Source organism: Limibacillus halophilus (assembly GCF_014191775.1).
Taxonomy (GTDB): domain Bacteria; phylum Pseudomonadota; class Alphaproteobacteria; order Kiloniellales; family CECT-8803; genus Limibacillus; species Limibacillus halophilus.
In genome coordinates, this window is the sequence record NZ_JACHXA010000004.1 from 252,585 (window position 1) to 265,938 (window position 13,354).

The 13,354-nt window shown below is 53.9% G+C and carries 14 protein-coding genes; 12 read left to right on the forward strand and 2 right to left on the reverse strand.

Annotated elements, in window-relative coordinates; translation table 11 throughout:
* Positions 1 to 111: 111 nt before the first annotated feature.
* Both FHR98_RS09270 and FHR98_RS09275 read right to left on the reverse strand, forming a co-directional pair.
* The gene (locus tag FHR98_RS09270) at positions 112 to 972 is read right to left on the reverse strand and encodes a D-amino-acid transaminase (protein WP_183416393.1); all 861 of its coding nucleotides are present in this window, start codon (positions 970 to 972) and stop codon (positions 112 to 114) included.
* A gap of 92 nt (positions 973 to 1,064) precedes the next feature.
* The gene (locus FHR98_RS09275; RefSeq protein ID WP_183416394.1) at positions 1,065 to 1,778 is read right to left on the reverse strand and encodes an XRE family transcriptional regulator; all 714 of its coding nucleotides are present in this window, start codon (positions 1,776 to 1,778) and stop codon (positions 1,065 to 1,067) included.
* Between the two features lie 124 nt (positions 1,779 to 1,902).
* Between FHR98_RS09275 and FHR98_RS09280 the strand changes: the two genes are divergently transcribed.
* From FHR98_RS09280 to FHR98_RS09335, 12 genes are all read left to right on the forward strand, one after another.
* A complete protein-coding gene (locus FHR98_RS09280; RefSeq protein ID WP_183416395.1) occupies positions 1,903 to 2,283 on the forward strand; it encodes a hypothetical protein in 381 nt (126 codons plus the stop codon).
* Entirely contained in the window at positions 2,283 to 3,086 is an 804-nt protein-coding gene (locus tag FHR98_RS09285) for a hypothetical protein (protein ID WP_183416396.1), read from the forward strand. Before FHR98_RS09280 ends, FHR98_RS09285 begins: the two co-directional genes overlap by 1 nt.
* Before the next feature lie 269 nt (positions 3,087 to 3,355).
* On the forward strand, positions 3,356 to 3,610 hold the full coding sequence (locus FHR98_RS09290; RefSeq protein ID WP_183416397.1) for a hypothetical protein: 255 nt from the start codon (positions 3,356 to 3,358) through the stop codon (positions 3,608 to 3,610).
* The gene (locus FHR98_RS09295) at positions 3,607 to 5,178 is read left to right on the forward strand and encodes a terminase large subunit (RefSeq protein WP_183416398.1); all 1,572 of its coding nucleotides are present in this window, start codon (positions 3,607 to 3,609) and stop codon (positions 5,176 to 5,178) included. The genes FHR98_RS09290 and FHR98_RS09295 overlap by 4 nt, the downstream gene beginning before the upstream one ends.
* Positions 5,179 to 5,200: 22 nt before the next feature.
* Positions 5,201 to 5,407 (forward strand): hypothetical protein, encoded by a 207-nt coding sequence (locus FHR98_RS09300; RefSeq protein WP_183416399.1) that lies wholly within the window; start codon positions 5,201 to 5,203, stop codon positions 5,405 to 5,407.
* A gap of 135 nt (positions 5,408 to 5,542) precedes the next feature.
* Positions 5,543 to 7,159, forward strand: coding sequence for a portal protein (locus FHR98_RS09305; RefSeq protein WP_183416400.1), 1,617 nt, complete (start codon positions 5,543 to 5,545; stop codon positions 7,157 to 7,159).
* Positions 7,152 to 7,445 carry a Bbp19 family protein gene (locus FHR98_RS09310; RefSeq protein WP_183416401.1) on the forward strand — a complete coding sequence of 98 codons (294 nt, stop codon included), beginning with the start codon at positions 7,152 to 7,154 and terminating at the stop codon, positions 7,443 to 7,445. Before FHR98_RS09305 ends, FHR98_RS09310 begins: the two co-directional genes overlap by 8 nt.
* A complete protein-coding gene (locus FHR98_RS09315; protein WP_183416402.1) occupies positions 7,435 to 8,271 on the forward strand; it encodes a hypothetical protein in 837 nt (278 codons plus the stop codon). Before FHR98_RS09310 ends, FHR98_RS09315 begins: the two co-directional genes overlap by 11 nt.
* A 394-nt stretch (positions 8,272 to 8,665) precedes the next feature.
* On the forward strand, positions 8,666 to 9,544 hold the full coding sequence (locus tag FHR98_RS09320) for a phage capsid protein (protein ID WP_183416403.1): 879 nt from the start codon (positions 8,666 to 8,668) through the stop codon (positions 9,542 to 9,544).
* A gap of 93 nt (positions 9,545 to 9,637) precedes the next feature.
* Complete coding sequence (locus FHR98_RS09325; protein ID WP_183416404.1) at positions 9,638 to 9,847, forward strand: hypothetical protein; 210 nt, start codon at positions 9,638 to 9,640, stop codon at positions 9,845 to 9,847.
* Between the two features lie 41 nt (positions 9,848 to 9,888).
* Positions 9,889 to 10,446, forward strand: coding sequence for a phage connector family protein (locus tag FHR98_RS09330; protein WP_183416405.1), 558 nt, complete (start codon positions 9,889 to 9,891; stop codon positions 10,444 to 10,446).
* 1 nt (position 10,447) lies between these two features.
* On the forward strand, positions 10,448 to 13,354 hold the full coding sequence (locus FHR98_RS09335) for a phage tail protein (protein WP_183416406.1): 2,907 nt from the start codon (positions 10,448 to 10,450) through the stop codon (positions 13,352 to 13,354).

A 13,354-nucleotide genomic window follows, 5' to 3' on the forward strand; every position in this document is an offset into this window, starting at 1 on the left:
AATGGAATAAACATGACCCTAACCTGCTACAGGATGCGAGGGCTTGCTCGTCTCCTGGCGACAAGTTCCTGCCGTTATAGCGGAAAAGGTAGGGCGACAGCCTCGCAACAACTAAGCCGCGTCAATCAGTGCCATTGCGGCTTCGATGTAAAGACCGCGCAGGCGAACAGAGACGGGACCTGGGGCGCCATTGTGCAGAATCCTGCCATCAATCTTAACCACCGGCATAACGAATCCTGTCGCGCTGGTTGAAAAAGCTTCAGCAGCTTCGTAGGCCTCTTCTGGGGTAAAGGCGCGCTCTTCAAGCAACAAACCCTCACGTTCGACCAGCGCTAACACAGCTTTGCGGGTTATGCCGTGAAGAATGTCATTACTGAGATTCCGCGTAATGATTTTCCCGTCTTGCGTAACGATGAAGGCATTGTTGGACGAGCCCTCGGTTACAAATCCGTCCTGCACCATCCAGGCATCATCGGCGCCTTCATCAAGTGCGGCTTGCTTAGCAAGGGATTGGGCCAGCAGACCGACCGTCTTGATATCTCTGCGGCTCCAACGAATGTCTGGCACAGTTATAACCGAGAGACCTTTCTTCGCTTTCGGGCTATCGAGGATGCTAAGCGTTTGAGTGAATAGGACGATGCTCGGCTTTGCGTCTTTCGGAAACGCAAAATCCCGGTCAGCGGCTCCGCGTGTCACTTGAAGGTAGATCATGCCTTCCTGGAGCCGGTTCCTTTCGATCAGTTCGTTCTGGATAGCCACAATCTCGTCAACAGGCATCGGCAAAGAGATACGCAATTCGGAAAGAGATCGCTGCAACCGCACCAAATGCCCGTCGTTGTCAAACATTTGGCCTTTCAAGACCGGACTGACTTCATAAACGCCGTCGGCAAAAAGAAAACCTCGATCGAAAATCGAAACTGTCGCGGATTCCTCGGGTAAGAACTCACCGTTTACATACACAATCCGGGACACGGGCAAACCTCCGGTGGGGAAGAGTAATAGTCAATTTATACGCGACATAGTGCTTAAAACAGCCGGCAATGCAAGACTGCTTCTACTACGGGCTAATAACCGTAGTAAGCACCAACGACAAGATGCAGGCCAGCAACTCTATCGCGTGGCACCGAAAATGTTTTATCCGGATTCAGTTGGCGAAGAGTCACGTTATCTACTGTGACGGAAACCAGTTCCTTTATGTAAGCTTCATGATCATCGATATCAGATAACATGACCAAAAGCACATCCGCACCTCGGCGAACCGGTCTTTGCGGATGAATTAGAAGAAGGTCGCCTTGCCGGTAGCGCGGCTCCATCGAATCATTAACCACATACATCGCAAATGCGCTCGGCACACCGGCAAGTGGTGCAGGGCGTTCAATCCATTCGATAGGATCGTAACTCACCATCATACCGTCAGGACCGCCCTGGGCGCTTGCGTAGACAGGAAGATCTCTGCCGCCGCCCCCCATTGCTTGCGGGAAAGCAGCGTTACCACGTGGCGCCTCCGACGAACGGCCTGATTCGCCACGGTGAGGCGACATGAGCGGCGTGTCTGAATCGGTGCCAGGCCCCATCACGACTCTGCGGCCCTCATGCAACGCAACAGGTTCTAAACCTAAAGCATTTGCTAGTTCCACGAGATAGCGGGGGCGACGAACCTCCCCAGCTTCCATTTGCTGGACAGCTTGGGCGGAGACGCCGACGCGCCGGGCCAGTTGCGGCTGGGATAGACCGATCTCGCGCCGGCGCTGGCGAACGATTTCAGCAAGTTTTGTCATGGCTTCTTTCCTACAACGTTACCTGATGAAAATCTTTACAAAAAACATAGTTCATAAACAACAAGTTTCTTTTATTATATCGGCCAACAATTGCTATAAAACTAGGATAAGGGATTAGCGCCCCATGCGTGAATTCAAGGATCTGGGCCTCACATTCGTGTCTGGTACCGAAATATACGCCGGCTTGTTAGTGGATGCCGGATTTGCTTTTGATGTCCGGCATCTGCTTAGTGTCGTGCAAAACACACTTGTGCTGCCGACACCTGAAGAACGCGCTGCTGCTTTAGACAGCGAACCATTCTTAGCATCCTGCCAGTGGATTGATGGGGAACCGCATTGGAGCGATACCTGCAAATGCGGTGCGCCTGCGATCGAAGGCACGGCGTGGTGCAAAACCCATCTAAGCCGTGTTTTTGAGCCACTCAAATCAGTGAATAAGAACGCCTCACCGTTGCCTGAAGGCTCTATGGCGATAACGGCGTCACAGGCACTCGGGGGTATTTGATGTCCAAGCCACTCTTATATGACACGGAGATAGATGACTGCTCCTTGGAGCCTTACGTCAGATACTACGCCGAGGATATTGGCAGTTTGCTGGCCATCGCTAACGTAGCCCTGCTACTGAACCTTCCCGGTGTGCAAAAAGAGCTAAGAGAGCTTCGTAAGCGATGTCGTGCGCGCGTTTTGGCGAACAGTGAAGTGATAGCTGGGGCCGCTAGTACCAAGGTCGGGATGGATCAATTTCATAAAATTTTGGGAGCAACCGAACGGCAAGCAGAGCGATTGCTAAAAAGCCCAATATCGCAGCAACCGTGGGGGCCTGGTGACATGCCCACGCCACAAACAAGATCCAAGCTTCAGCGGGATTGGCTTGCGATGTGGCGGATGTCAGGGCAGGCAAGTGAAGAGGAGGTTAAAGCAATCGATTGTCTCGTGCCCATTTGGTTCAAGGTAAGAAAGGGAATGGCCGGTGCTTCAGCGGATCCTTCGCGGTTGCTGACAGGCAAGGTTCGAAAATCCTATCTGCAACCGTTAGAGCGACTCGAAGGAAGAGACGCCGTCATTGCGCTGAAGGTATGGTTACCCTGGATTCGACTGCTCCAGGAAACACCAGCAACCAGAAGCAATCTTGCAAAAATTACCAGGCTAGAGATCGTTGAAAGTTTTATCTTTGATGGGGCGTCCGCCAGCCAGATTGATCGCCAGTACGGTCTAGTGAAAGGTGATTCCTTGGTCATTCTACGTCATGCATTACAAGATTTTTACCATGAAGCAAATAAACTAGTTGACAACCTAGATAACCTATAGTACTTTACAAGGCACGGCGAAGAGTGTCCGGAAAATAATTATCGCCTCTAGGTGTTTTATCCTAAGCACCTCCGGATTGTGCCGCTCCAGACACCCCTACATCGCTAATCGCAACGGACTCGATTCCAAGGGCGGGGCAGGAATTTGGCGATCTGTCTGCTTTGTGTGGCTCGGTATATCCATAGCAAGCTGGCGAGTAATTACGAAGATTGCGGCTGGAATGCCCAGCGAGAAATCGCCTTTGTGCGCATAAACCGATGGGACCGGAAATGACCAAATCAAAAAATACCGATAGCCCTACCAGACACATGGACAGGGGCAAGAGAACGACTGTTATCAGCACCAAAGGTGTAACACCGCTCGGCTACATGCTGTCGGTACTATCGGACGAAGGAGCCGACGTGAAACGGCGAGATGATATGGCTAAGGCAGCCGCGCCTTACATCCACCCTCGTTTGGCCAGTCTCGATCACAGTGGCCAGCTTTCGCTATCTCATGAGGAAGCTCTGGATGAACTTTCATGAGCGCAGGATTGGACTCTAAGGAAGCGATCATTCGACGGCGGCTGCGCGATGATCTTTTACATTACGCCAGGCGTTGCTTGAAAATTAGAACCAAAGCCGGTGGCGCGACGGAATTGCAGTTCAACCGGGCCCAACAACTTCTACATAAACACGCTGAGGCGCAATTGGGACGTATCGGACGTGTCCGGCTCCTTGTCTTGAAAGGGCGCCAGATGGGTGTGTCCACCTATATAGAAGCGCGGCTTTACTGGAAAACAAGCCATCGTCGCGGTGTCAGAGCTTTTATCCTCACTCATCGCGATCAGGCAACTCAAAACCTGTTCGCGATGGCAAAACGGTTTCATGCAAGTTGCCCACGGCCGGTTCGTCCCCGCACCGGGGCTTCAAACCTTCATGAACTGGTTTTTAAGGACCTAGATAGCGGATATCGGGTTGCGACGGCCAAAGCGCCTGGAGTAGGGCGCTCGGACACCATCCAGTACTTCCATGGTTCCGAAGTTGCGTTCTGGCCCAACGCAGAGGAGCACATGGCAGGCGCCCTACAGGCTGTTCCTGAAGTCAATGACTCTGAGATTTGGCTGGAAAGCACTGCAAACGGCAGTGGGGGCTTGTTCTATGATCTTTGCCGATCGGCCGAGAAGGGCCTTGGCGACTATGAGTTGGTGTTCTTGCCCTGGTATCTCGATCCTTTCTATCGTCGGGTGCCACCGAAGAACTGGCGACCGCCAACGGCTTTCGAAAGCTATGGGCAACGCCATCAACTGTCACCAGATCAGATTTATTGGGCCTACTGCAAGAATGCAGAACTCGCAATGGCAACCCGAACCTCGCCGGAGACCTTCTGCTGGAAATTCAAACAGGAATATCCGGGTTCAATCCAAGAAGCGTTCCAGAGCGATAGCGGGGCGTCTTTCATATCCTCCGAAATCGTTGAGAAGGCACGTTTGGGACAGCTTCCGGAACCGGGCCCAGTGGTTCCCTTAGTGCTTGGGGTGGACGTTGCCAGGGGCGGTGGTGATTTCACCCGAGTCATAGATCGACACGGTCGGCGTTATGGACATCGGATAAATCAAAGAATCGATAGCCGGGATCTGATGCAAATAGCCGGTATAGTTGCTCGGCAGATTGAGCGGATCCAACCGGATCGAGTCTTCATCGATGCAACAGGTGGTTATGGCTCAGCGGTTGTAGATCGCCTCTGTGAACTGGGATTTGGTGACGTTGTGCTTGGTGTCGAGTTCGCAGGCCGGGCCAACGATGATTCGGTGTACGCAAATAAGCGCGCTGAAATTTGGGGACGGCTGCGCGACCACCTCAATGAGGCCGGGGGCTGTGATCTTACCGATGACGAGGAATTGCATCGGCATATCTGTGCGCCCGGTCATCGCTTTGATTCATCGGGACGTCTTCTCCTTGAAGGAAAAGATAAAATCAAATCGCGCCTTGGGTTCTCACCCGACGCCGGGGATGCCGCCGCGCTTACCCATGCCGAACCAGTCCGCAAGTTCAAGCCACGTTTTAGCGCCGCAAGAACTGCGGAAATCGATGAACGTGTTTTCTCAGACTGAAGCAGAATGAAAGGATCATATAATGTCCGGCCTTTTCTCGAAGCCAAAGACTCCGCCGACGCCGCCACTACCACCAGCCCCACCGGTACGCACCAATGAAGAAGCACGGCAGGCGGGGTCGGATGAACGCCGTCGCAGACTTCTTGCTGGCGGACGCCAAAGCACTATTCTGACGAGCGGCCTGGGCGTAACAGGGGGCGGGAACGGCAAGGACCTCCTGGGACAGTAATAAGCGGTCGCCTGTATCTGCCGCCAGGCGCACATAAAAAACAAAAATCGAGACACAAGGCCACTTCCAACCGGAACGCGGCCATTTCTCTGCCGATCAACCCGGCACCAGTACGACACAAAGAAGGAAGCGAAGATGGCAGTGACGGCACAAGCCCTCATAGCGCGCCATGATATTTTGGCCGCGGAGAGAGAAAATTGGGAGAGCCTTTGGCAGGAAATCGCCGAACGTGTGCTTCCCAGACAAGCGGACTTCAGCATCCGTCGATCACCCGGAACTAAGAGAACCGAAAAGATCCTTGACGCTACGGCACCGCTTGCATTGGAGAGATTTGCCGCCGCGATGGAGGCGATGCTGACGCCACGAGGTGCCCGATGGCATAGACTTCAAGCAAATGACGACTCTTTAAATCGAAACCCCAGCGTTCGCCGTTGGTACGACCAAGCCGCAGATACCCTATTTCGGGAGCGCTACAGCCCAAGCGCAAACTATGCAAGCCAGCAGCACGAAGTTTATATGAGCCTGGGCGCTTTCGGCACAGGTGTACTCAACGTCGAAGAGGGATTGGGTGGCGGCCTTTCTTACCGCGCTTTGCATCTTGGAGAATGTTTGATTGCCGAAAACCACCAAGGTCGCGTGGATACGCTGTTCCGTAATTTTGAAATGACGGCACGGCAAGCACGGCAACGGTGGCAGGATTCGCATCTTCCAGAAAGTTTGCTGCGATCGGCGGAAATGGACCCAGACCGGCGCTTCACGTTCTTACATGCCGTTTATCCTCGAGAAGAACGTGATCCCAAGCGGCAGGACAAACTGCATATGCCTTTTGCGAGCGTGGTGCTGCTTCGTGAGCCGCAGCACATTGTCTCGGAGGGGGGATTTGAGGAATTCCCATTCATGGTGAGCCGATACGTGACGGCTCCACGTGAGACATACGGTCGGTCGCCAGCGATGCTCGCCCTGCCTGATATCAAGATGTTGAATGAAATGGAGAAGACGAATGCACGGGCCGCTCACCGGCTAGTGGATCCTCCATTGCTGCTCCATGACGACAATCTTCTCAGCCGTTTTAGCCTGCGGCCCGGGGCATTAAATTTTGGCGGCGTTGATGGCCAGGGACGGCAGTTGGTTCACCCTCTCACGACCGGTTCTCAACCTCAGTTTAGCTTGCAAATGACCGAACAAAAGCGGGGGGTGATAAACGACGCCTTCCTGGTGACGCTGTTTCAGATACTGGTCGATGCGCCAAGAATGACGGCAACGGAAGTTCTCCAACGTGCACAGGAGAAAGGGGCGCTTCTGGGGCCTGCTGTTGGACGCCAGCAGTCGGAAGCGCTGGGTCCTATGATCGAGCGGGAGCTCGCTATACTTCAGCGCACGGGCAAACTCCCCCCACTGCCACCTGCGCTGATCGAAGCGCAAGGCGAGTACCGCATTGAATATGATGGCCCCTTGAGCAGGGCACAGCGGGCGGAAGAAGGAGTGGCAATTGCCAGAACCGCGGAGGCATTGCTACCCATGGTGCAGTTTGCGCCAGATATCATGGACAACTTTGACGGCGATGAGATTAGCCGGGTTATTGCCGAGGCCAACGGTGTGTCTGCAAAGGTCATTCGGTCTATCGAATCGCGTGAATCGCTGCGCACGCAGCGCAAACAAGCCACAGAGCTACAAGAAGTGGTAACCGCGGCACCTGGCACGGCGGCGGCTTTGGAGAAAATCTCTCGCCTTCAGGGAGGTTCAAATGCCTGATCTCTCGAATGTTCTGGCGCAATTGCTTTTCCGTAGGCGCAGATCCTATCGGGCACTGTTCTTGACGGAGGGCGGCAGCTACACCCGAAACGCTCGACAGGTGCTGGCGGATCTTCGTCGTTTTTGCAGAGCAACCGACACTCCCTTTGCGGCAAGCCAAGCGGAGACTCTTAGAAATGTGGGGCGATTGGAAGTTCTCAATCGGATCCTCAGCCATTGTGAAGCCAGCGAGGAGGATATCTACAGGATGGTTGAAACCATTGAAGGGCAGGAACATGACGGATAGCGCCAGAAACCCGGTAGACAATGGTGTAGATTCTTCTGACATTGAAGAGAGTCTTTTAGAGCGGTCTCCCGCCAGTGGCGATAACTGGCGAAACGGAGTTCCAGAGAACATCAGGGATGAACCATGTCTATCGCGGTTCAAGGATGTGGCTGCGCTAGCAAAATCCTATGTGGCCGCCCAAAAGCTCATTGGAGCTGAAAGGATTGCAGTCCCAAAAGGAGAAGACGAGGCTTCCTGGGAGCAACTTTACGACCGGTTAGGACGACCAGCTACGCCGGAGGAATACAAACTAAACGGCGAAACGACAGTTAAAGTAGACCCCCACACAGAGATGTGGTTTCGGAACACCGCTCATCAGATCGGCCTTAGCGAAAAGCAAGCCCTACGTTTGAAGTCCGCTTGGGAAGAAATGGTTCGAGCACGGGGCCAGGAGCAGGCAATCAGCCAGGAAGAGGCCCAAAAACTACTCGACCACGAGATGCGTCAGGAATGGGGGAGCGTGTTTGAGCAAAAACATCGCGCTGCCATGAGAGCTGTTCACCGGTTCGCTGATGGAGAGGTTGTTAGTCACCTTGAGACCCTGATGGGATCTAAATCAGCGCTAAAGTTTTTCTCCGCTGTTGGCGAAGCCATCAGTGAGGATCGCGTTGAAGGTAGTGGCAAGCCCGGATTCAAACCTGATCCCGCAGAGGCAAGGGCTCAATTGGACTCACTGCATCGTGACAGCCAAGCAACGGAGGCGTTGCTGGACCGTGATCACCCGCGTCACACCGAATACCGGGACCTTCGCAGGAAGCTCTATCGCCATGCCTATCCGGAGGAGTGATCTTAATGGGAGAAATCTGCTGCTACGGTACAGGCGGAGGATGCCAAGGTCATAATCCTTGCCGTCAAAGCCGAGCTGTGAAAACGAGCAAACACAAAGCCATCGGCTATTTGATCAAAGTAAAACCGATACGGTTTCTAGCCGTTGGATAACCCTTTCACGAACTCTGTCGGAGAATTCCTGATCCACGGGAAACCGGCCTGACGGCGGGAAAGACCGCGGGCCTGATGGCTGCCCCTCAAAGCCTTAGGAGTGATCCAACCTGAACAAACGCGAAATAGCGCGCAGTGAACGCTCGTTCACTCGTTCCCATGCCATGTCTCCAGGTACCAGGGCAATCCTCCGATTTTAAGTATCAAAAAAGCAATTCGACGAGGTAGGAGAACAAGGACAGATGTCGAACCAAGTAAATAAATCCTTTGTGCAAGACTACAAGGATGCAGTCCAGTTTCTACTCCAGCAGAGGGGAAGTAAGCTTCGCAAAGCAGTGACGACCGATTCCTATCGGGGCAAGACCGGCCGCGTTGCCACGCAGCTTGGTCAGGTGAGCGCCCAACTCAGGACCCAGCGTCATGGCAACACACCTTTGGTGGAAACGCCGCATGAATCGCGGTGGGTTTTCCCTAAGGATTATGAATGGGCCGATCTGATCGACGATCAGGATAAGTTAAAAACGATTGGTGACTTTCAGTCTGCCTACGCCATCAACGGTGCAATGGCGCTTGGGCGTGCTATGGATGATGAAATCATCAGCGCATTCTTCGCGACGTCAAAGACCGGCGAAGACGGTGATGTGGACGTGACATTTCCTTCGTCACAGGCCCTTGACGTGAAGATCGGTGCAGCCAGCGCAACAGGTATGAATGTGGCCAAGCTACGAGCCGCAAGGCGGCTGCTAATGGCGAATGAGGTTGATGTCGAGAATGAAAAACTGTACCTGGCAATGACGGCCCAACAGCATGATGAGCTACTGAATGAAGTTCAGGTAGCTTCGACTGATTTCAATAGCAAGCCAGTGCTGGTCGATGGCCATATCAGCCATTTTATGGGCTTTCATTTCATTCATACCGAACGTCTTCCAGTTAATGCCAGCGGCCATCGCCGCTGCGCCGCTTGGTCGCGCACGGGTATGCATCTTGGTGTCTGGAACGATATCGAGACTCGGATCACCGAGCGCGACGATAAATCCTATGCCACACAGGTTTATGCCAAAGGAAGTTTTGGCGCGACCCGGCTCGAAGAAGGCCGTGTGGTTGAGGTTCCCTGTCTCTGATTCAAACGGACGGGAAAAGACCCGATGCACTGAAAGGAGCGCCCAGGTGGCGCTCCTTTTTTCATTAGACGTAATTTTAGAAAGGCTCTGAACATGGCTCTCCTAACCTACCGTATCTTCGAGGGAGCACCTCACTTCAGTATAATTGTTCAGGATTTTGATGCCGGGGATTTTGATCTCAAGCTACAGCTTGATTCAGAGGTCCTTGCGCGTGAAGCCGTTTTCCTGATGCTCGAGAATTTCAAGAAGTTCTTGCTCGAGCAACCCTGGCCACCAATCCCCGAGACCGAACAATCGGTTTGACGCCAAAAATACGGCGCCCTTAGTCCAGGAAAGGCGGAACGATGACCTCACCGGTGGAAATCTGCAATCGGGCCCTCACTAAGCTTGGAGATCGCCCAATCCTCACCCTGTCTGATGACAACGAACGCGCCCGTGCCTGCGCGCGCCTTTATGAAGTGTCCAGAGATGCGGTCTTGCGGGATCATCCGTGGAACTTCGCAGTGCAACGCGCAGAACTCGCTGCACTGGAGGAAAAGCCAGTCTGGGGCTTCAAATCCCAATTCGAACTACCCACCGATTGCCTCCGAGTGCTTTGGGTTGATGGCAACTATCCGTGGCGAATCGAAGGGCGTCGCGTTCTTAGCAATTTTGAGGGGGCATTGCGCATCAGTTACGTCCGGCGCGTGGAGGATCCGAATGTTTTCGATAGCCTCTTTCAAGAAGCACTAGCCGCTCGCTTGGCTCTGGAACTTGCAGAAGCACTGACGCAATCAAACAGCAAACGGCAAGCGGCGGGTGAAGGGTACCAATTGGCGCTCATCAGGGCCCGAAGTATCGATGCACAGGAAAATCCAGCGGAAGAAGCCGAGTGCGATCCCTGGATACGCGCGAGGTTCTGATATGCCAAAAGCATCTTTTGCCTTCACCAATTTCACCGCCGGCGAATGGGGTCCGCAGCTTGACGGGCGAGCAGACCTTGCCAAGTACCGCAACGCGGTGCGATTGATGGAAAACTTTATTATTAGGCCGCAAGGCCCCGCAACGCATCGTCCTGGTACGCGCTTTGTCGGTTTAACGAAGGCGAATCAAGTAGCGCGGCTCATTCCCTTCCGATTTGCGGCCGATGAATCCTTGATGCTCGAACTCAGTGCGACGGCGCTCCGGTTCTACTGCAACAATCCGGCGTTGTGTCCCCTGCCAGTTGATCCAGACAACCCTTACGCAAGAATAGACCTACCGGCAGCCGCCGCAACATTGTCCAACGGTGATTTTGCTTCTGGATTGGATGGTTGGGAGGTTGTGCTGGAGGAGGGCGCCGTTGCCGAGGCTATACCTGGTGGTGGCTTGAGGTTGCTCGGCGGCAAAACCAGTGACGGGGATCTGACTGTTGGAGCCGTCTCTCAAACGGTCGAATCAAAGGATCCCTCGGGATTACATCTGCTTGATGTGGCGTTAGAAGGAGGTCCGGAATCACGCCTCGCACTTCAAGTCATGAATGCGGACGACGGTGTTTCGCTTCTTCGGCGTGTGCTGGCACCCGGTAGCCATCTCATTGAAATCCCACAGCCTGATAGCGGTCAATATCCACCCTTGTTGCAGATTCTCTTCGAAACCGTCGGTACGAAGGAAATCGTGGTCCGCAGTGTAGATTTTACCGGTAATAAGCCCCTTGAGGTACCGCTACCATTTGAAGAAAGCGAACTTGAACGCGTACAGTTCGTGCAGTCCGCTGACGTGGTTTACTTCACGCATGCAAAACACCAGCCATTACTTCTAAAACGGTTTGGTCGACTAAGCTGGTCCGTTGAACCCTACGTATCGGTTTTGGGTCCTTTCCTCCCGTCCAACAGCAGCGATACAACCCTCTTGGCTGACGGTCGTATCGGTAGGGTTACAATCACAGCTTCTTCCAAGGATGGCATTAACAACGGAAATGGATTTTTGAAGGGCGATGAAGGTCGCCTGATACGCCTGCATGATGGCTTTGTCAGAATTGTTGAGGTTGTCGACTCACAAACCGTTACCGGCGACGTCCAGAAACTCGAGGATGGGCGCCAGGAATTGATGCCGTTCTACAATCTATCCGACGGCAAAGTGAAATTCGTCGAAGGCAATCCGGACAACGTCGATCAACCACATAGTGACCGCCTCTATGACCGCAGCAATAAATTCCTAGAGAAGGGATTTCGAGGTGGGATGAAGTTGACACTTCATCTGCCGATAGAACCTTCGCCACCGCCACCTCCTGACGGTGGCGACAACACCAGAGGCCTTTCGATCGGCGAAGTTCCCGATGGCTATGGGCAGCACGGCGACCCCTTTCTACTGGCGCAGGTATCCGAAGACACCATGGTCCTGTCAGAAGGCGCGGACGTTCGAAAGCCCGTTACTGGCTCTTGGCCTGATATCGCTGATGGGTTTTTAGTCGGGGAACTAGAGGCCAGCACCGACTGGGCTCTGGGACTTTGGTCTAAGACAACCGGATATCCTTCTACGCTGACGTTCTTTGAAGATCGTCTTTTCTTTGGAGGCGTGCCGGTTCTACCACAACGCATCGACGGATCAAGAACCGGCGACTACGGTAACTTTCTTGATCGCGATCCCGACCTCGTTGTCCTGGCCGACCATGCCGTTGCGTTCACATTGAGTGCCGAGCAGATCAATGAAATTCTCTGGCTCCGCTCATCGGACAAAGGGCTCTTGATCGGCACAACAGGTGGGGAGTGGGTAATGCGCCCTTCCGATCTCAATGAGGCACTGTCTCCATCCAACGTGGTGGCCAAGCGCACCTCGACATATGGCAGTGCCCCGGTACCGCCAGAAATGGTGGCGAATGTTGCACTGTTCCTGCAACGTGATCGACGAAAATTGAGAGAAATGGCGTTCGTATTTGAAGCAGACGGTTTCAAGGCGCCAGATATGACGATTCTGGCCGAACATGTGACAGAAAGTGGCATTCAGGCTATGGCTTACAGCCAATCGCCAGACTCAGTCCTTTGGGCAGTGCGCAATGATGGTGCGCTGCTGGGATTCACCTATTTGCGGGACCAGGAAGTCCTGGGATGGCATCGCCACACTCTTGGCGGACACGCAGATGCCGAGGGGATCAAACCCGCCGCTGTGGAGAGCGTTGCGGTTATCCCATCGGTCGATGGCTCGTTTGATGAAGTCTGGCTGGTGGTCCGGCGCACGATTAATGGAGAATTACGCCGGCACGTCGAAGTCCTGGGACGACCTTGGCCCGGCGGAAACAACCTTACCGGTGCACTGTTCAGCGATAGCGGGCGTTCGTTGCGCGTTGAATCGAATGAGCCGGTCAACTGGGTGGGGGGACTGGATCATTTAGAGGGCCAGACCGTAAGCTTATTGATTGACGGTGCCCTCCATCCACAACGGCAAGTGACCGGCGGGACTGTTGAACTTGAACGCCCAATTACCGATGCGGTCATACAAGCTGGGCTGCCGCGTATCGCGCGACTGGAAACCTTACGCCTTGAGGCGGGGGCGGCGGATGGAACCGCTCAAGGTAAGACCAAACGGATTACCAAGGTCGTGTTTCGGTTATTTGAAACGAGTGGCGGGAAGGCTGGACCATCCGCCGAAGTTCTGGACCCGGTACCAATCAGCAACTATCGAAACCCCAGTACCGCGATGAACAGCCCGGCAACACCTTTCACAGGCGATAGCCAGGCTATGATTTGGCCGGGCGGGTATGAAACCGAGGGGCACGTGCATTTCCAGCAACACTTGCCCTTGCCTGCAACAGTCGTTGCCATCTTCCCACAGGTCGTCACGCAGGACAGATAG